Below are 19,180 nucleotides of genomic sequence, written 5' to 3'. Positions count from 1 at the left end.
ATGGTGGGTCGTGCGGGATTCGAACCTGCGACCAATTGATTAAAAGTCAACTGCTCTACCAACTGAGCTAACGACCCGCTGTCATGCGGTACTGCTTACTCTTTACTGTAAAACATAATGGTGGGTCGTGCGGGATTCGAACCTGCGACCAATTGATTAAAAGTCAACTGCTCTACCAACTGAGCTAACGACCCATTATGTTTACTACGAACCATAATTTCCTGTTGCTTTAACGTTTTACAAGTTGTCTTGGCAACGGCGGCATATATTACTAATTTCTCTTCACAGTGCAACTTAAATTTCTGTAAAGACGTCTAACTGCTTGTTCTTCGCTCGCCAAAGCCCAGAAATTAGTCAATAAGACCGATTTCTGGGCTCGAAAAAGGCTAAAGAGCAGATAAACGTTTCTGTGCCTGTTTAGCAGCATCAGTGTTGGGATATTGCTTGATCACTTGTTGATAAACCGCCTTCGCTTTATCGCTTTGGCCTTTATCCTGCATGATCACCCCAACTTTAAACATCGCTTCTGAACTTTTTGGAGACTTTGGATAATTCTTTACTACAACAGCATAATAATATGCGGCATCGTCTTTCTTACCTTTGTTGTAATACAACTGTCCTAACCAATAATTGGCGTTAGGTTGGTAAGTCGACTTTGGATACTGTTTCACAAAGCCCTGGAAAGCAGTGATCGCTTGATCGTATTGCTTTTTCTCAAGAGCCAGAGAAACCGCTGCATTATAATCGCTGTTTTCATCACCAGTACTGGCTGCAGGTGCCGCTGTGGCTGCTGCTGCGCCTGCGGCGGCAGTATCAGAACTTCCAGTCGCTGCATTATCTGTCGCAGCGCCAGCAGCCGCAGGCGTTGAAGTAGACGCCCCCTGACCACCGCTCAGACTATCCATCTGCTGGTAGATCTGTTTTTGCCGCTCAACAATTTGATTGAGCTGATACTGATTTTCTTGGATCTGACCGCGTAAACTATCTACATCGCGTTGCGAATCTGACAGTTGTTGCTGAAGTTGAGTTAATAGCTGGCTGTGAGCGTTAGAAATACGCTCAAGTTGAGTGACTCGATCTTCTACCGAGCCGGAGCCGACATTACTGATTGGCGCTTGGGCAGTAGCGGCCCATGGGACCGCTACGCCAACCAGTAACGACAGACCCACTAAGTGACGTCTGAAGTTACTGTTCATGCGATTCTCTTAGTAAACCAGAACTGCACGACGGTTTTTAGCAAATGCGGCTTCGTCATGACCCAGTACTGCTGGTTTTTCTTTACCGTAAGAAACGATAGAGATTTGGTCAGCAGAAACGCCTTTACCTTGCAGATACATTTTCACTGCGTTTGCACGACGCTCGCCCAACGCGATGTTGTATTCTGGCGTACCGCGTTCATCCGCGTGGCCTTCAACAACAACTTTGTAAGATGGGTTGCTACGCAGGAATGCAGCATGTGCATCCAGCATTTGAGCGAAGTCAGAACCGATATCGTATTTATCGAAACCGAAGTAAACGATATTGTTCTTTTGCAGTTCTTGCATCTGAAGACGCGCTTGCTCTTCGGAAGACAGGTTGCTGCCGTTTTCTGTACCAGTGCCAGCGCCCATGCCAGATTGGTCATTATTTGCGCTTTTGTTGGAACTACAAGCTGCTACAGCCAGAACTGGCAAAGCCAACATTAGCCCTTTTAGCACTTTGTTCAGTTGCATCTCTTTGATCCTTTTTTATAGTTTGCCATACATACGTATTTACACATGCATCACAGATACGGCGACCAGGCAGGAAATTTGACCTGTCCATCAGTTGCCGGAAGACGCGCTTTGAAACGCCCATCAGTCGAGACCAGCTGTAACACGGCTCCCAGCCCTTGTGTCGAGCTATAGATAACCATGGTGCCGTTAGGCGCGATACTAGGCGTTTCATCCAGGAACGTGTCCGTTAACACTTGAACGGCTCCCGTTACCAGATCCTGTTTGGCGATGTGTTGTCCCCCACCATTGGAACTAACCAATACCAGGAATTTACCATCAGGGCTCACATCTGCGTTCTGGTTCTGAGAACCTTCCCACGTGATTCGCTGTGGCGCACCGCCATTAATATTCACTTTATACACTTGTGGACGACCACCCTGATCCGAGGTATAGGCCAGGTTCTGGCTATCCGGGAACCAGCTTGGTTCAGTGTTATTGCTACGGCCATCAGTCACCTGGCTAATTTGGCCAGAGGCGAGATCCATAACATACAAGTTCAAGCTACCGCTTTTAGACAAAGCGAAGGCCAGTTTAGTGCCGTCTGGTGAGAAGGCGGGTGCACCGTTATGACGTGGGAATGAAGCCACTTGTCTGATTGCACCATTTGCCAGCGTCTGAATAACCAGTGCTGATTTGCCACTCTCAAAAGTAACATAAGCAATTTTGCTACCATCTGGAGACCAGGCTGGTGACATCAAAGGCTCTGGAGAACGGTGAACTACAAACTGGTTGTAACCATCGTAATCAGAAACCCGCAATTCATGTGGGAACTTGCCACCGTTGGTTTGCACAACATAAGCAATACGGGTACGGAAAGCCCCTTTAATGCCAGTCAGTTTTTCAAATACTTCGTCACTGGCGGTATGCGCGGCATAACGTAACCATTGTTTGGTCACTTTATACTGATTTTGCGCCAAAACGCTACCAGCCGCACCAGAAGTATCCACTAACTGGTAAGAAACCACATAGCTGCCATCAGCACCCGGCTGAACTTGCCCCACCACCACGGCATCAATACCGAGCGCAGTCCAGGCCGCAGGGGTGACTTCAGCTGCGGTAGAAGGTTGTTGTGGCATACGCGCCGCATCAATTGGGTTAAATTTGCCACTATTGCGCAAATCCGCGCCAACGATCGCGCCAATCTCTTCCGGTGGTGTACCTGGCCCCATCCATTTGAATGGAACAACGCCGATCGGACGAGCAGAGTCTACCCCTTGGGTAATCTCAATTCGAACTTCTGCGTGTAAAACAGAAGCCCATAATACTAAAAAGCCTAGCGCAACTCGAAATGCCTGCTTCATCTTATCTCCCTTATCCGAGCGGGATGCCCGCGATAATTAGCAGAATTTTAACAAACCAACGCAAACAAAACTACATGATCCACGGTTGATTAACAGAATTATACCCTGTCAATCAAACCTTATTGAGGCTTAAATACAAGCGGAGCATTCTTAAACACCTCATACACATCCTGACTTGGCGGTTTAGGTATTTTAGCGAGTTTCGCCGCAGCGATAGCCGCCTGGCACAGTGCCGGATCGCCCCCTTCCTGTGTAACATCAATTAATAGACCATCTGGTGCCAGTTTAATTCGCAGATTACAGGTGCGACCTTTGTAAAGATCGGCATCATAAAATTTACTTTGGATTGCAGCAGTGACCTGGCCCAAATAGCCGCTGATATCACCTGCTGACGCCCCACTCTTCTTGCCGCCACCTTTACCGGCAGCAGCAGCACCTGCACCGGAACCACTTTTCGGCGCATTCTTGGAATTAGCCAGACCACCAAATAAATCATCAACATCTGTTGCCGCTGCGGCTTCTGCGGCAGCCTTCTTCTTGGCCTCAGCGGCAGCGGCTTTTTTAGCATCCGCGGCAGCTTTCTTCTCAGCATCAGCTGCTGCTTTCTTTTCAGCGGCGGCTGTTGCAGCCTTTTCAGCAGCATCTGCGGCTTTCTTCGCATCAGCATCAGCTTGTTTCTTCGCCGCAGCGGCCACAGCAGCCTCTTTTTTGGCCTCGGCTTCAGCTTTTTTCTGTGCTTCTGCCTGTGCTTTCACCAGCTTATCGGCTTCTGCTTTAGCTTGCGCTGCAGCGGCCTCGGCTTGCTTCTGCTCTTCTTTCGCTTTTGCAGCGGCGGCAGCGGCAGCTTTCTGTTGCTCAGCGGCCTGTTTCTGCTGTTCAGCTACTTGTTTTTTCTGTTCTTCAGCCGCCTGCTTCGCATCTTCCTGCGCTTGCAGACGCTCTTTTTCCAATTCTTTCAGGCGTTGCTGTTCTGCTGCCTGCTTTTGCTGTAATTCTTCAGCTTGCTGTTCAGCTTTCTTTTGGCGTTGCTGCTCCGCGCGTTTAGCGTCCGTCTGCTGCTGTTGCTGACGGTTATACTGCTCTGTCACTGCGCCCGGATCGACCATAACGGCGTCAATAACTTCGCCGCCAGCACCGCCGCCGCCCATTTCAGTCGTCTGCGTCAGAGAGCCCCAAATCAACAGGGCAATCAATATGATGTGCAGAACCACCGACACTATAACAGCGCGATTCAGCTTATCATTTTGCTCGGTTGCCTTACCCACGCTCGATTTCCACACTCGATGTCCGCGATCTATTGCTAAAAAACGGAACTGCCAAAAACAGGGTATCTACTGGCCGGACTGATTATCAATCCAACCAATATCAACGCAAATTTATATCGGTTGAGTCATTAAGCCCACCGATGTCACTCCAGCCTGATGCAGCATATTAAGGGCCTTAATGATTTCATCATAAGGAACCTCTTTCGCGCCGCCGATCAGAAATACAGTTTTCGGATTCGATTTCAACCTTGCCTGAGCCTCTGCCACCACTTGTTCTGATGGCAGTTGCTCCATCCGCTGATGATCAATAACCAGCGAATATTGACCGACACCTGATACTTCGACAATCACCGGAGGATTATCATCGCTGGAGACCGTTTTGGAATCCGTCGCATCAGGTAAGTCCACCTCAACGCTTTGCGTGATAATCGGTGCTGTCGCCATAAAAATCAGCAATAGCACCAATAAGACGTCGAGCAAGGGAACAATGTTAATTTCAGACTTAAGCTCGCGCCGTTTACGACCACGTACTCGCGCCATACAACCCCCTACTTATTTGCTCTCGGCGCTGGCAAAAGCCTGGCGATGCAGAATAGCAATGAACTCTTCCATGAAGTTGTCATAGTTTTGTTCAAGTTTATTCACACGCTGATTCAGGCGGTTATAAGCCATAACAGCAGGGATAGCGGCAAACAGACCGATTGCCGTGGCAATCAGTGCTTCAGCAATACCTGGTGCGACCATTTGTAATGTCGCCTGTTTGACTGCACCCAGAGAAATAAAGGCGTGCATAATCCCCCATACTGTACCAAACAGGCCGATATACGGGCTGATGGAACCAACAGTACCAAGGAAAGGAATATGAGTTTCCAGCGCTTCCAATTCACGATTCATAGAAATGCGCATGGCACGGGAAGCACCATCAATGACGGCTTCAGGCGCATGGCTGTTTGCGCGATGTAAACGAGCAAACTCTTTAAATCCGGAATGGAAGATCTGCTCGGAACCACCCAGCGTATCACGGCGAGCCTGACTTTCTTGATACAGGCGAGACAGCTCAATACCGGACCAGAATTTGTCTTCGAAAGCCTCTGCATCGCGGGTGGCAGCATTCAGAATACGCGTTCGCTGAATGATGATCGCCCATGAAGCAATAGAAAAGCCCATCAATACCAGCATGATAAGCTTAACGAATAGGCTTGCCTGTAGGAATAAATCCAGAATGTTCATGTCAGCCACTACTTAAACTCCGCGACAATAGACTTAGGAAGCGCTCTTGGCTTCATTTGGTGTGGATCGATACATGCGATCAATACTTCTGCACTACTCAGAAGATTGCCATGTGAGTCGAGAATTCGTTGAGCAAACGTGAGAGAAGCCCCACGCATTGCGGTAATTTCACTCTGAACTTCCAGCATATCATCCAGACGTGCAGGTGCCAGGTATTCTACCGTCATGCGGCGGACAGCGAAAGCGACATGCTCACTGAGCAATTGCTGCTGGTGAAAATTGCGTTGGCGCAACATTTCAGTGCGCGCCCTTTCGTAAAAGGCAACGTAGCGTGCATGGTAGACCATGCCACCTGCATCAGTGTCTTCAAAGTAGACACGAACCGGCCATCGAAACAACGTATTACTCACTCTACTTCCCAGTAATGCAGTTAACGGACACACTATACTGAAGAGCGTTAAGCTTTGGAATCACTTGCGAGAATAGAACGAAAATAATTATGGGCCGGGTGGCCCATAAGGAGAGATTGTGTTCAGATTAGGCGAAACGAGACCAGATTAGACAAAAAAGTAGAATAATCCCGCGCCCAAGATCACAATTGCTGGAAGTGGTGAGAAAAAAGCACGCAACCACATCCGTTTGGGACGAAAACCTACGCCATGAATCACACCGGTACACACGGCCCACACAATAAAGACCTCTTGCCAGACTTCAAGTGAGCTGGTCGCCGCCGCAAAACGCGAAGGGTCCCAGAACACACAGAAAGCCACAGCAAATGCGAGCACCAGTGAAAGGGCCCGTAACGGGCCCTTATCCATCAGATCGTATAGCTTATCGGACAACATCATCTTTGCCATTATTAGCGGCTTTCGCTGCTGCATTGGCCTCACTCTGCTCCAACGCCAGAGCAGTAATGATACCAAAGGAGCAGGCCAGAAGTGTCCCTAGAATCCAGGCAAAATACCACATGCTTTATGCTCCTTAGTACAGTGAATGCTTGTTGTTTTCGATAAAGTCTTTATCAATACGTCCGAACATCTTGTAGTAACACCAACTGGTGTAAATCAGGATGATAGGAACAAAGATTATCGCAACAACAGTCATCACTTTCAGCGTTAACAGGCTAGATGTCGCATCCCACATTGTCAAGCTGACATTTGGCACTGTGCTTGACGGCATGACAAATGGGAACATCGTTACCCCAGCCGTCAGGATCACACAGGCAATAGTCAGTGATGAGAATACGAAGGCCCAAGCCCCTTTTTCAAAGCGCGACAACAAGATGGTGAACAGTGGCAGAATCACGCCAAGTGCTGGCAGCGCCCACAGGCTTGGATACTTGTTGAAGTTAATCAACCACGCACCTGCCTGATGAGCAACTTCTTTACGCATCGGGTTAGATTCAGCTGCTGTATCCAATACTGAAGTCACAACAAAACCATCAATACCTTTAACTAACCAGATACCGGCCAGCAGGAAGGCGACGCCCATCACCAAAGCAGAAATCTGCGCAGCAGCACGGGCACGTAGGTGTAACTCACCACGGGTGCGCATTTGCAAGTAAGTCGCACCTTGAGTCACCAGCATGGTTAAGCTGACCACACCCGCCAGTAAGCCAAACGGGTTCAACAACTGGAAGAAGTTACCGGTGTAGAACAGGCGCATGTAGCTGTCCATATGGAACGGCACACCTTGCAGCAAGTTACCGAACGCCACACCGAACACCACCGCAGGCACGAAGCTACCGACAAAAATGCCCCAGTCCCACATGTTGCGCCAGCGGTTGTTCTCCAGCTTAGAACGGTAGTCAAAACCGACCGGGCGGAAGAACAATGCAGCCAACACCAGAATCATCGCAATATAGAAGCCGGAGAATGCCGCTGCATACACCATTGGCCAGGCAGCAAACAGTGCCCCACCCGCAGTTATCAGCCAAACCTGATTACCATCCCAGTGGGGGGCAATCGAGTTAATCATAATACGACGTTCTGTATCATTCTTACCGATGATACGCAGCAGGATACCGACACCCATATCGAAACCATCGGTGACTGCGAAACCAATCAGCAGCACACCGATCAGCAGCCACCAGATAAATCGTAATACTTCATAATCAAACATAAGTGGACTCCTGTTTACCGTGCTTCCTGCACTGGGGCAGTCGGCTGTTCAAAATGATAGCGGCCAGTTTTCAGGCTGCTAGGCCCAAGGCGCGCGAATTTGAACATCAGGTACATTTCTGCCACCAGGAACAGCGTGTACAAACCACAAATCAACCCCATGGAGAACAGAATATCCCCGGCGGTGACCGATGAGTTTGCGATTGCTGTCGGTAGCACTTCACCGATGGCCCATGGTTGGCGGCCATACTCCGCCACAAACCAACCTGCTTCCACTGCAATCCACGGTAACGGAATACCGAACAGGGCAGCGCGTAATAGCCATTTCTTCTGACCAATCCGACCACGAACCACGTTATAGAACGACAGGCCGATGATCAGTAACATCAGGAAGCCACAAGCCACCATGATGCGGAAAGCGAAGTACAGCGGCAGAACACGTGGAATAGAGTCTTTGGCGGCTAACTGAATTTGTTCTTCAGTGGCATCCGTTACGTTTTGTGTATAACGCTTCAACAACAGACCGTAGCCCAAATCTTGCTTGGTCTTACTGAATGCTTCACGCACGGCAGGATCAGTATTACCTGCACGTAATTTTTCCAGCAGACTGTATGCCTGGATACCATTACGGATACGGACTTCGTGCTGAGACATCAAGTCACGCAGACCGATAACAGGTGTATCCAGTGAACGCGTCGCAATTATCCCCAAGGCGAATGGAATCTGAACCGCAAATCGGTTCTCCATGGTTTCCTGATTTGGGATAGCAAACAACGTAAATGCAGCCGGAGGTGGCTGAGTTTCCCATTCAGCTTCAATTGCAGCCAGTTTGGTTTTCTGTACGTCACCCATTTCATAACCGGATTCATCACCCAGCACGATAACAGACAAGACGGCAGCCAAACCAAAACTTGCAGCAATAGCAAAGGAACGCTTGGCGAACGGAATATCACGGCCTTTCAACAGATAGTAAGAACTGATACCCAGAACAAACATCGCGCCGGTGACATAACCTGCTGCAACAGTGTGAACAAATTTCACCTGAGCAACTGGGTTTAGCACCAATTCTGAGAAGCTCAGCATTTCCATACGCATGGTTTCAAAGTTGAAGTCAGATGCAATCGGGTTTTGCATCCAGCCATTCGCAACCAAGATCCACAGCGCAGAGAAGTTAGAGCCTAACGCCACCAGCCAGGTTACGGCCAAATGCTGGTGTTTACTCAGACGATCCCAACCGAAGAAGAAGAGACCAACGAAGGTAGATTCTAAGAAGAACGCCATTAAACCTTCGATTGCCAGAGGGGCACCGAAGATGTCACCGACGTAATGAGAGAAATATGACCAGTTAGTCCCGAATTGGAACTCCATAGTCAGACCAGTGGCAACACCCAGGGCAAAGTTAATCGCAAATAACTTACCCCAGAACTTGGTCATATCTTTATAGATTTGTTTGCCAGACAGCACATAAACCGATTCCATAATTGCCAACATAAACGCCATACCCAGCGTTAGTGGGACAAATAAGAAATGGTACATCGCCGTTAAGGCAAACTGTAACCGTGACAGTTCGACAATATCAAACATCTTGACTCCTTGCTCCTCGCAGGAAGACTCCGACTTGCGGCAACTTGACCTCCGCTATATTGGAAGTTTAGTAATTACCCGCAGTGAATGCCCAAAAAAACACAACAAAAATAACAATATCAACTACCCAGTATTACACCGCGGTAATAGTACGCTTCTAATCCCACACAATAAATAGGATTTTACGTGACCCAGCTTCGAGTTCTGGATACAGGTCAATAAATAGGCCATTCGCCTATCACGCCGTAATTTGATCCAGAACAATTTAAGCCCATATGAACATTATTGCCATATTCAAAAGTTGATTTAGAACAATTAATTCTTTCTCATGTTAATTAAAAGTTCGATTGTTTTTATATAATCCATTGCTGTTAATAAAATGTAATTTTATCGTTTAGCTAATGCTTTATTACATCTTTATTATGCGATCCAGGTTAACGTTTAAATTTATTATTTTCAGAGTGAGTTAAATCACATTTCCAAGTTTTATATCAATATAGTAGTTCATCCTGAGGGAAGCGTTCGCAAGTGTTGCCATTTTGTTGCATGATGAAGTGCTATAACATTATAAAAGATTGAATCCTCTACGATGAAAAAAATAGCACTCACCACTTTACTCTGTATCAGTACCCCCGCTCTCGCCGCTCAACAAGTTGATATCACCATCTTGGGAACCTCTGACCTGCACGGCACCTTTGTGCCATGGGACTACGCCAGTGACAGCGAGAACTTGGCTGGCAGTTTGAGTCAAATTGCCACCAAAGTGCATAAAATACGCGCCGAACAGCCGAATATTATTTTGGTGGATGCCGGAGATACCATCCAGGGTAACTTTGTCGAAACCTTTAAAAATGAGCCTATTAGCCCGATGATACTGGGCTTCAATGCCTTAAAATATGATGCATGGGTGATGGGCAATCACGAATTTGATTTTGGCTTAAAAGCCCTTTCTACCTCGCTCAAGCAATTTGATGGCACTGCGCTGGCGGGTAATATCTTCTGGGATTCAGGCAAACCTTATCTCCCCTCCTATAAAATCATTGAACGCCAAGGGGTTAAAATCGGCATTATCGGCATGGACACCCCCATGACTGCCGAGTTTGCACAGGGCACGGATCGCATCAATGGCATCCATTTTACTGATCCGGTACAGGAAGTGAAAAAGGTCATTCAGCAGATCCAGCCACAGGTCGATGCTATTGTTCTGGTCGCGCATATGGGGATTGATAATGAAAATCAGCGCCCTGGAACCGGTGTTGGTGATATAGCTCAGGCCAACCCTGAGCTTGCCGCCATCGTCGCAGGTCATATGCATGTGAAGATTGATAAGGCCGTGGTGAATGGTGTCATTATCACTGAGCCAGATAAATATGGTCGTGCTCTGTCACGTATTGACCTGAAATTTGAACAGCGAGATGGAAAATACCATCTGATAGACAAAGACAGTTACACCTACCCTATCAAAGGCATTGAGTCCGATAAATCACTGGAATCACTCTATCAGCCTTACCACGACATTTTACGCGCCAATGCTAATCGTGTGATTGCAAAACTAAGTGGCACGAATTTAGTCCCGCCGGATGAGATTAAAGGCATTCCGCAAGTCCATGTGCAAGACACTGGCATCAGCGCACTATATCAAGAAGCCGCCCATTATTACGCTCCGCAGGCGCAAATCATTGCCTTGCAGATTGATAATGACCGGCCAAAAATGGATGTGGGTGATATCACAGCTAAAGACATTGCATTTAACTATCAATATGCCGGTGGGGAAATTACCGTTTATGCTCTGACGGGCAAAGAACTGAAGCAATATATGGAATGGTCGGCTGATTACTTTAACCAGGTTAAGCCAGGGGATGTGACCTACAGCTTTAACCCTCAGCGCCGCGCCTCCAAATATTCCACCAATGATTTCTTTGACGGCGTGACTTACACCATTGATTTACGTCAGCCAGTCGGCTCACGTATCACCGACCTGCGCCTCAATGACGGCACGCCCGTTACGGATACTACGCCAATTCATCTGGGCATGAACAGCTATCGAATGGGGCATTTGACGCAAAAAGGTGGCGTGCTCGAGGGACAAACATTCCCAGTGCTATCAGACAGTAAAGCCCAATATGGAGAGGAAGCCGGCACTATCCGTAATCTGACTATTCGTTATCTGACTGATGTTAAGACGGGTAAATATGAGGGCAAGCTGCAACAGCGCTGGCATTTAGTGGGATTGGAAGGCTACGAGAAAGAGCGGCAGATTGTTAAGCAACTGATTAATAACGGCACCCTTGCTGTGCCCGCGACGGCTGATGGCCGCTATACCAACATTGCATCCATTAATGTCAAAGATAAGATATTTAAAGATAAAGCCAGCTATGAGGCGGCGTTAGCAACATTGCACCAGCAAGTCACCCCAGCAAGCAGTGAACAGGCCAAACAACAGGCTCAAACTGATATTGCATTAATTACCGCGTTAAATAAGTTCTGATCAGATATTAAAAAGGCCACCGCTAGGTGGCCTCAGAGTGCTCTCAAAGTCAAATGAAGGGGAATCGTGCCGTTGGGGTCGTAGTCGCGTAAGCGACCGGAGTGCCCCGAGGTGCGGTAAACCCTTCACTCACTATGTTACTTGTCATTAACCTCAGGCCACCGCAAGGTGGCCTGAGGTGTCGAACTAGCACTGAAACCAGTGCACTCGATGCTATTTATTACTTTGGTAAACAGCTTTCACGGCATTGCCGATTTCAGCCAAACTACGGACGGTTTTCACACCCGCAGCTTCCAGAGCAGCAAATTTATCATCCGCTGTTCCTTTACCACCGGCAATGATGGCACCTGCGTGGCCCATACGCTTACCTTTAGGTGCAGTCACACCCGCGATATAACCCACCACAGGTTTGGTCACGTGCTCTTTAATATAAGCAGCCGCTTCTTCTTCCGCGTTACCACCGATCTCACCGATCATTACGATGACTTCAGTTTGTGGATCTTCCTGGAACAACTTCAGGATATCGATAAAGTTAGATCCTGGGATCGGGTCACCACCGATTCCAACACAAGTTGACTGACCGAAACCGATATCAGTCGTTTGTTTTACTGCTTCATAGGTCAGTGTGCCGGAGCGGGAAACGATACCCACTTTGCCTGGCAAGTGGATGTGACCTGGCATAATACCAATCTTACATTCACCTGGGGTGATAACACCTGGGCAGTTCGGGCCGATCATCCGCGCATCAGACTGTTCCAGTTTGACTTTGACCACCAGCATATCCAGAGTCGGGATGCCTTCGGTAATGCAGATAATCAATTTGATACCTGCGTCGATAGCTTCCAGAATCGAGTCTTTACAGAACGGCGCAGGAACGTAGATAACAGATGCAGTCGCACCGGTCGTTTCTACTGCTTCGCGTACGGTATTGAACACTGGCAGGCCCAAATGCTGGGTTCCACCTTTGCCTGGCGTCACACCGCCCACCATTTTTGTGCCATAAGCAATAGCTTGTTCGGAGTGGAAAGTCCCTTGGCTACCGGTAAAACCCTGGCAAATAACTTTGGTGTTTTTATCAATTAAAATAGACATTATTTAGCCCCCACTGCCGCTACAACTTGCTGAGCCGCATCTGTCAGGCTGGTCGCAGCAATGATATTCAAACCGCTGTCTGCCAGTTTCTTGGCACCCAGCTCGGCGTTATTCCCTTCCAGACGAACCACCACTGGCACGTTGACACCCACTTCTTCAACTGCACCAATAATGCCGTCAGCAATCAGGTCACAACGGACAATCCCGCCGAAGATATTAACGAAAACTGCTTTCACTTTGTCATCAGACAAAATGATTTTGAACGCTTCAGTCACGCGCTCTTTAGTGGCACCGCCCCCCACATCAAGGAAGTTAGCTGGTTCACCACCGTGCAGTTTCACGATGTCCATAGTACCCATTGCCAAACCGGCACCGTTTACCATGCAACCAATGTTGCCATCCAAGGCGACATAGTTCAGCTCCCACTGTGCGGCCTGCGCTTCGCGCTCGTCTTCCTGAGATTTGTCACGCATTTCACGCAATTCTGGTTGACGGAACAAGGCGTTACCATCGGCACCCAGTTTGCCATCCAAACAAACCAGATCACCCTGTTTGGTGATAACCAGCGGGTTTATTTCAACCATCGCCAAATCACGTTCCAGGAACAGCGTCGCCAGCCCCATAAAGATCTTGGTGAACTGAGCCACTTGCTTACCGGTTAAGCCCAGTTTGAATGCCAGTTCGCGACCTTGATAAGGCTGCGGGCCAGTCAATGGATCCAACGCAACCTTATGGATCAGTTCCGGTGTTTCTTCGGCCACTTTTTCAATTTCAACGCCGCCTTCGGTGGATGCCATAAACACCACACGACGGGAGCTACGGTCAATAACCGCACCCAGATACAGCTCTTTATCGATATCAGTTGCCGCTTCAACCAAGATTTGGTGAACCGGTTGACCATGGGCATCTGTCTGGTAAGTGACCAGTTTTTTACCCAACCACTGTTCAGCGAAAGCACGAATATCTTCTTTGCTGTTAACCAGTTTCACGCCGCCCGCTTTACCGCGACCACCAGCATGTACCTGACATTTAACCACCCACGGGCCAGCACCGATTTTAGATGCGGCTTCTTCTGCTTCACGCGGTGTGGTACAAGCGTAGCCAGTTGGTGCTGGCATGCCATACCGAGCAAACAGTTGTTTTGCCTGATATTCGTGTAAATTCATGATGTTCTATCCATATAAGGTCTGAGTTGGGCCGAAGCCTACCAGGTAGCCTGATTGCGCGGAGGCAGGTTATCAACACCTTGCAATCAGGCTGGCCTTGTTATTTATCTTTTTTATACATCCAGCAGTAAGCGAGCTGGATCTTCCAGCATCTCTTTCACCGTCACCAGATAGCCAACGGATTCGCGGCCATCGATCAACCGGTGGTCGTAGGACAGTGCCAGATACATCATTGGCAGGATCACTACCTGACCATTGACCGCCATTGGCCTGTCTTTGATAGCATGCATACCAAGGATTGCGCTTTGTGGTGGGTTAATGATCGGAGTCGACATCAATGAGCCGAATACGCCGCCATTGGTAATTGTGAAATTACCGCCAGTCAGTTCTTCAACTTTCAATTTGCCGTCACGGCCTTTTACAGCCAATTCTTTGATTTTCTTCTCAATATCAGCCATGCCCATGGTGTCTACATCACGTAATACTGGGGTAACCAGACCGCGTGGGGTAGAAACAGCAATACTGACATCAAAATAATTATGGTACACCACATCTTCGCCATCGATAGAAGCATTCACTTCTGGATAGCGTTTCAGCGCTTCAACCACCGCCTTGATATAGAAGGACATAAAGCCCAGGCGCACACCGTGACGCTTCTCGAAAGCCTCGCCGTACTGCTTGCGCAGATCCATGATTGGCTTCATGTTGATTTCGTTAAACGTAGTCAGCATTGCGGTGCTGTTTTTAGCTTCCAGCAGACGCTCGGCAACACGTTTACGTAGACGCGTCATCGGCACACGTTTTTCGCTGCGGCCAGCAAGTGCGGCAACCGGTGCGGCAGCTTCAACTTTGGTTTCCACGGCAGCGGGTGCTGATTTACGCGTTGCCAAATGGTTATCAATATCTTCACGCGTGATACGACCACCCACACCACTGCCTTTAATGGCGGAAGCATCAAGAGAGTGTTCTGCAATCAGACGACGGATCGCCGGACTGAGAGTATCGTTGCTTTCTTCTTCCAGGCTGGCGGTTTGGCGCTGAGCAGGAGTGGACTCGGTGCTTTGGCTTTTTTCTTCGGTCGGCAGGCCAGAGCTGTCACTTGGGCGAATGCGACCCAACACTTGACGCGAAGTCACAGTGGCACCTTCGTCTTCCAAAATGGCATCCAAAATACCGTCCTGGCTGGCCGGAACTTCCAGAATCACTTTGTCTGTTTCAATCTCAACCAACACTTCATCGCGTTTGACGCTATCACCCGGTTTTTTGTGCCAGGTTGCTACCGAACCATCGGCGACAGACTCAGGGAGGTCAGGAACATTAATATCTACGCTACTCATTCTCTATCCTTTATGTGTTAACCGGTCGCTATTCAACAGTCAGCGCGTCATTAACCAGAGCTTGTTGTTGTTTCTGGTGTACGGAAATGTATCCCACTGCCGGTGAAGCTGAGGCTGGGCGGCCTGCGTAACGCAAGGAAGCACCAAATGGAATCACTTCGCGGAAGTTGTGTTGGCTGCAATACCAGGCACCCTGGTTGAGCGGCTCTTCCTGACACCAAACGAAATCATGGACATGTGCAAATTGTTCCAACACCGCTTGTACCGCTTGGTGTGGGAATGGATAAAGCTGCTCGATACGCACGATGGCGACATCGGTTTGCCCGTTTTTGCGGCGTTGTTCCAGCAGATCATAGTAAACTTTGCCTGAACACATCACGACACGTTTGACGCCTTTCGGGTCCAGCTCATCAATTTCACCAATGGCTGGTAAGAAGCTGCCATTGGCCAATTCATCCAGTGACGATACTGCTAATGGATGACGCAACAATGACTTAGGTGACATCACCACCAGTGGACGGCGCATACCACGTAATGCCTGACGGCGAATCATGTGGTAAACCTGTGCTGGCGTTGACGGAATACACACCTGCATGTTTTGTTCAGCACAAAGTTGCAGATAGCGCTCCAACCGAGCGGAGGAGTGTTCTGGGCCTTGACCTTCATAACCATGCGGTAACAGCATAACCAGACCACACATGCGGCCCCATTTCTGCTCGCCGGAGCTGATGAATTGGTCGATAACCACTTGAGCACCGTTGGCAAAGTCACCAAACTGCGCTTCCCAGATAGTCAGAGTGCGCGGTTCTGCGGTAGCGTAACCATATTCAAAGGCCAAAACAGCTTCTTCCGACAATACCGAGTCCCATACCTGGAAATCGCCCTGCCCGCTGTGAATATTTGCCAGTGGCACATAAACAGAGCCATTTTTCTGGTTATGAATCACAGCATGACGATGGAAGAAAGTCCCGCGCCCGGCATCTTCACCCGATAGGCGGATGGGGATTCCTTCATCGACCAGAGTGGCATAAGCCAGTGTCTCAGCTCCGCCCCAGTCAAATGGTTTCTCGCCATTTGCCATCAAGGCACGATCGCTATAGATCTTGGCAACACGGGATTGCATTTCAATAGCATCAGGCGCGTGGCTGATACGGCGCGCCAAGTCTTGCAGGCGTTTCATATCAACTTTGCTTGGATATTCTTCATCCCATTCATGGTTCAGATACGGTGACCAGGTGAAGGATTGCAGATTCATCGGACGCCACTCTTCCACCACACAGTCACCGCGATCCAATGCATCGCGATACAGGTTGACCATTTCCGTGGCATCTTCCAGGCTGGCGATATTTTGCTCGGTCAGCTTGTCAGCATAGATCTTGCGCGGCGTCGGGTGTTTTTTGATCTTCTGATACATCACTGGCTGTGTTGCACTTGGCTCATCGGCTTCGTTATGCCCATGGCGACGGTAGCAAACCAGATCGATCATCACGTCACGTTTAAAGGTGTTACGGAAATCCAACGCCAGACGGGTTACAAACGCCACAGCTTCAGGATCATCAGCATTCACGTGGAAAATAGGCGCCTGTACCATTTTGGCAATATCAGTACAGTATTGGGTAGAGCGCGCATCCAGTGGGTTCGAGGTGGTGAAACCAATCTGGTTGTTGATAACAATACGCACTGTCCCGCCCACTTCATAACCACGGGCTTGAGACATGTTCAACGTCTCTTGCACTACGCCCTGCCCGGCGATCGCCGCATCACCATGAATGGTGATTGGCAGTACCATATTGCTGCGCGCTTCATCCAGACGGTCACGGCGTGCTCGCACAGAACCGATAACCACCGGGCTAACAATTTCCAGATGCGATGGGTTAAAGGCTAACGCCAGGTGAACCAGGCCGCCTTCGGTTTCTACATCAGAAGAGAAACCTTGGTGATATTTAACGTCACCGGTACCCAAATGCTCTTTATGCTTACCGGCAAATTCATCGAACAAATCTTCCGGTTTCTTACCCAACACGTTTATCAATACGTTCAGGCGGCCACGGTGCGCCATACCCAGAACCACTTCACGTGTGCCATTTTTACCGGCATGGCGAATCATTTCTTTCAACATGGTGACCAGCGAATCGCCGCCCTCCAGTGAGAAACGCTTGGCACCAGGGAATTTAGCCCCTAAATAACGCTCCAAACCTTCAGCGGCAGTCAGTTCGCTCAGGAAGCGGCGCTTCTCTTCATCGCTGAAAGTGGGTTTCCCAACTACCGACTCAATACGCTGCTGAAGCCAACGTTTTTCTTCGGTGTTGGTGATGTGCATATATTCAGCGCCAATCGAACCACAGTAGGTCTGTTTCAGGGCTGCATATAGCTCAGACAACTTCATGGTTTCTTTGCCAATAGCAAAAGAACCAACATTGAAGGTGTTCTGGAAATCGGCTTCAGTCAGATGGTGATAGGCAGGGTCAAGGTCTGGAACAGACTCCTGCTTCCACAAACCGAGTGGGTCAAGGTTGGCATGTTGATGGCCGCGGAAGCGGAAGGCGTTGATTAACTGCAACACCTTAACTTGCTTGGCATCATTTTCAGGATCGCTGATGGATGAGTTATAACGAGAGGGATCCTTCGCCAGGCGACGGAAATACTCGCGTGTTTGAGAGTGGAACTGATCAGGTTTTACACCCGTTGTCGGTAGTTGTAGAAAAATTGAACGCCAACTATCATCAACGGAACCAGGATCGGTTAAAAAGTCTTCATAGAGCTGCTCTATGTAGGACTGGTTCGCGCCCGCCAGATAGGAGGAATCCAGCCAGGCCTTCATTGCGCCGTTCTGCATCATGATCCCTTAAGCTTTGAAGCTTCAGTTTTCGCCGTGGTTAACATATACACCGTAATATCAACGGTTTGCCGTAAAAACGGTTCACTCGACGTGCTCAATGCACGTTCTGTTATGGACCTTAACGGTCCCGTTCAAGGAACCTCTAAAAACGGACAACTTGCCGGTTTTTAGAGATTCCCTACCTTTAAGCAACCTGGGGGAAACATTCCCCAGGTTAATAAACTCACATCATGCACTATGTTGCAACTATGATCCGTTGTGAAGCGCTTATCATGCACTACGCTGTAACAACATCGACTTAATGTGGCCGATTGCTTTGGTCGGGTTAAGGCCTTTAGGACAAACACTGACACAATTCATGATGCTATGGCAGCGGAAAACACTAAAAGCGTCGTCCAGATCATCCAAACGTGCTGTTGTTTCCGTATCACGGCTATCTATCAGGAAGCGATAGGCAGCCAGTAACCCTGCCGGCCCCACAAATTTATCCGGATTCCACCAGAATGACGGGCAAGATGTGGAACAACAAGCGCACAGGATGCATTCATACAGGCCATCCAATTTTTCGCGTTGTTCTGGCGATTGCAAATGCTCGCGTGCTGGCGGATTTTTGCCGTCATTCAACAGGTAAGGTTTAATTTTCTCGTACTGAGTATAAAACTGCCCCATATCGACCACTAAATCCCGCACCACCGGTAAGCCCGGCAATGGGCGAATCACAATCTTTTTATTGCCTTTTTGCAAAGCTGAAACCGGCGTAATACAAGCCAACCCATTTTTGCCATTCATATTCAAACCGTCGGAGCCACAAACCCCTTCACGGCATGAGCGGCGAAACGATAACGTCGGATCTTTTTCTTTTAACTGGATAAGTGCATCCAGCAACATCATATCCCGGCCTTCTTCCGCTTCTAACGTGTAATCCTGCATATGCGGCGCGTTATCGACGTCCGGGTTATAGCGATAAATTGAGAACTCAAGTTTCATGACCTTTTCCTCCGCAG

General features: G+C 48.8%; 17 protein-coding genes and 2 tRNA genes. 1 reads left to right on the top strand and 18 read right to left on the bottom strand.

The window, feature by feature from the left end; genetic code table 11:
* Position 1: 1 nt before the first annotated feature.
* The 13 genes from HU019_RS01300 to cydA all read right to left on the bottom strand — a co-directional run bounded on the left by HU019_RS01300 (position 2) and on the right by cydA (position 9,254).
* Positions 2–77: transfer RNA gene (locus HU019_RS01300), tRNA-Lys, on the bottom strand.
* 41 nt (positions 78–118) lie between these two features.
* Positions 119–194, bottom strand: a tRNA-Lys gene (locus HU019_RS01295).
* 192 nt (positions 195–386) lie between these two features.
* On the bottom strand, positions 387–1,196 hold the full coding sequence (gene cpoB / locus HU019_RS01290) for a cell division protein CpoB (RefSeq protein ID WP_005165506.1): 810 nt from the start codon (positions 1,194–1,196) through the stop codon (positions 387–389).
* Positions 1,197–1,205: 9 nt separating this feature from the next.
* Positions 1,206–1,712 carry a peptidoglycan-associated lipoprotein Pal gene (pal, locus tag HU019_RS01285; protein ID WP_005278500.1) on the bottom strand — a complete coding sequence of 169 codons (507 nt, stop codon included), beginning with the start codon at positions 1,710–1,712 and terminating at the stop codon, positions 1,206–1,208.
* A 50-nt stretch (positions 1,713–1,762) separates the two neighbouring features.
* Complete coding sequence (tolB, locus tag HU019_RS01280; protein WP_174849800.1) at positions 1,763–3,055, bottom strand: Tol-Pal system beta propeller repeat protein TolB; 1,293 nt, start codon at positions 3,053–3,055, stop codon at positions 1,763–1,765.
* Between the two features lie 119 nt (positions 3,056–3,174).
* Positions 3,175–4,320, bottom strand: coding sequence for a cell envelope integrity protein TolA (gene tolA, locus HU019_RS01275; protein ID WP_174849799.1), 1,146 nt, complete (start codon positions 4,318–4,320; stop codon positions 3,175–3,177).
* A 111-nt stretch (positions 4,321–4,431) separates the two neighbouring features.
* Positions 4,432–4,860 carry a colicin uptake protein TolR gene (tolR, locus tag HU019_RS01270; protein ID WP_004393306.1) on the bottom strand — a complete coding sequence of 143 codons (429 nt, stop codon included), beginning with the start codon at positions 4,858–4,860 and terminating at the stop codon, positions 4,432–4,434.
* A gap of 12 nt (positions 4,861–4,872) precedes the next feature.
* Positions 4,873–5,559: a Tol-Pal system protein TolQ gene (gene tolQ / locus HU019_RS01265; protein WP_004393307.1), complete on the bottom strand. Its 687-nt coding sequence runs from the start codon at positions 5,557–5,559 to the stop codon at positions 4,873–4,875.
* A complete protein-coding gene (gene ybgC, locus HU019_RS01260; RefSeq protein ID WP_174849798.1) occupies positions 5,559–5,960 on the bottom strand; it encodes a tol-pal system-associated acyl-CoA thioesterase in 402 nt (133 codons plus the stop codon). The genes tolQ and ybgC overlap by 1 nt, the downstream gene beginning before the upstream one ends.
* 147 nt (positions 5,961–6,107) lie before the next feature.
* On the bottom strand, positions 6,108–6,395 hold the full coding sequence (gene ybgE / locus HU019_RS01255; RefSeq protein ID WP_050077798.1) for a cyd operon protein YbgE: 288 nt from the start codon (positions 6,393–6,395) through the stop codon (positions 6,108–6,110).
* Positions 6,382–6,519 (bottom strand): cytochrome bd-I oxidase subunit CydX, encoded by a 138-nt coding sequence (gene cydX, locus HU019_RS01250; RefSeq protein ID WP_005165495.1) that lies wholly within the window; start codon positions 6,517–6,519, stop codon positions 6,382–6,384. The genes ybgE and cydX overlap by 14 nt, the downstream gene beginning before the upstream one ends.
* Positions 6,520–6,531: 12 nt before the next feature.
* Positions 6,532–7,671: a cytochrome d ubiquinol oxidase subunit II gene (cydB, locus tag HU019_RS01245; RefSeq protein WP_077174344.1), complete on the bottom strand. Its 1,140-nt coding sequence runs from the start codon at positions 7,669–7,671 to the stop codon at positions 6,532–6,534.
* A 14-nt stretch (positions 7,672–7,685) separates the two neighbouring features.
* Positions 7,686–9,254 (bottom strand): cytochrome ubiquinol oxidase subunit I, encoded by a 1,569-nt coding sequence (cydA, locus tag HU019_RS01240; RefSeq protein ID WP_174849797.1) that lies wholly within the window; start codon positions 9,252–9,254, stop codon positions 7,686–7,688.
* A 589-nt stretch (positions 9,255–9,843) separates the two neighbouring features.
* Here cydA and HU019_RS01235 point away from each other — a divergent pair.
* The gene (locus HU019_RS01235; protein WP_174849796.1) at positions 9,844–11,742 is read left to right on the top strand and encodes a bifunctional metallophosphatase/5'-nucleotidase; all 1,899 of its coding nucleotides are present in this window, start codon (positions 9,844–9,846) and stop codon (positions 11,740–11,742) included.
* A 213-nt stretch (positions 11,743–11,955) separates the two neighbouring features.
* Here HU019_RS01235 and sucD read toward each other — a convergent pair whose 3' ends face one another.
* The 5 genes from sucD to HU019_RS01210 form a co-directional block, all read right to left on the bottom strand.
* A complete protein-coding gene (gene sucD / locus HU019_RS01230) occupies positions 11,956–12,834 on the bottom strand; it encodes a succinate--CoA ligase subunit alpha (protein ID WP_005165487.1) in 879 nt (292 codons plus the stop codon).
* The gene (sucC, locus tag HU019_RS01225; protein ID WP_005165485.1) at positions 12,834–14,000 is read right to left on the bottom strand and encodes an ADP-forming succinate--CoA ligase subunit beta; all 1,167 of its coding nucleotides are present in this window, start codon (positions 13,998–14,000) and stop codon (positions 12,834–12,836) included. Before sucC ends, sucD begins: the two co-directional genes overlap by 1 nt.
* 113 nt (positions 14,001–14,113) lie before the next feature.
* Positions 14,114–15,337, bottom strand: coding sequence for a 2-oxoglutarate dehydrogenase complex dihydrolipoyllysine-residue succinyltransferase (odhB, locus tag HU019_RS01220; protein WP_174849795.1), 1,224 nt, complete (start codon positions 15,335–15,337; stop codon positions 14,114–14,116).
* A 28-nt stretch (positions 15,338–15,365) separates the two neighbouring features.
* Positions 15,366–18,173, bottom strand: coding sequence for a 2-oxoglutarate dehydrogenase E1 component (sucA, locus tag HU019_RS01215; protein WP_174849802.1), 2,808 nt, complete (start codon positions 18,171–18,173; stop codon positions 15,366–15,368).
* Positions 18,174–18,446: 273 nt separating this feature from the next.
* A complete protein-coding gene (locus HU019_RS01210) occupies positions 18,447–19,163 on the bottom strand; it encodes a succinate dehydrogenase iron-sulfur subunit (RefSeq protein ID WP_005165479.1) in 717 nt (238 codons plus the stop codon).
* Between the last annotated feature and the right edge of the window lie 17 nt (positions 19,164–19,180).

It is taken from the genome of Yersinia artesiana (assembly GCF_902726545.1).
GTDB classification, from domain to species: Bacteria; Pseudomonadota; Gammaproteobacteria; order Enterobacterales; family Enterobacteriaceae; genus Yersinia; species Yersinia artesiana.
The sequence above is the reverse complement of the archived record's forward strand: the minus strand, read 5'-3'. Positions and strand labels throughout refer to the sequence as shown.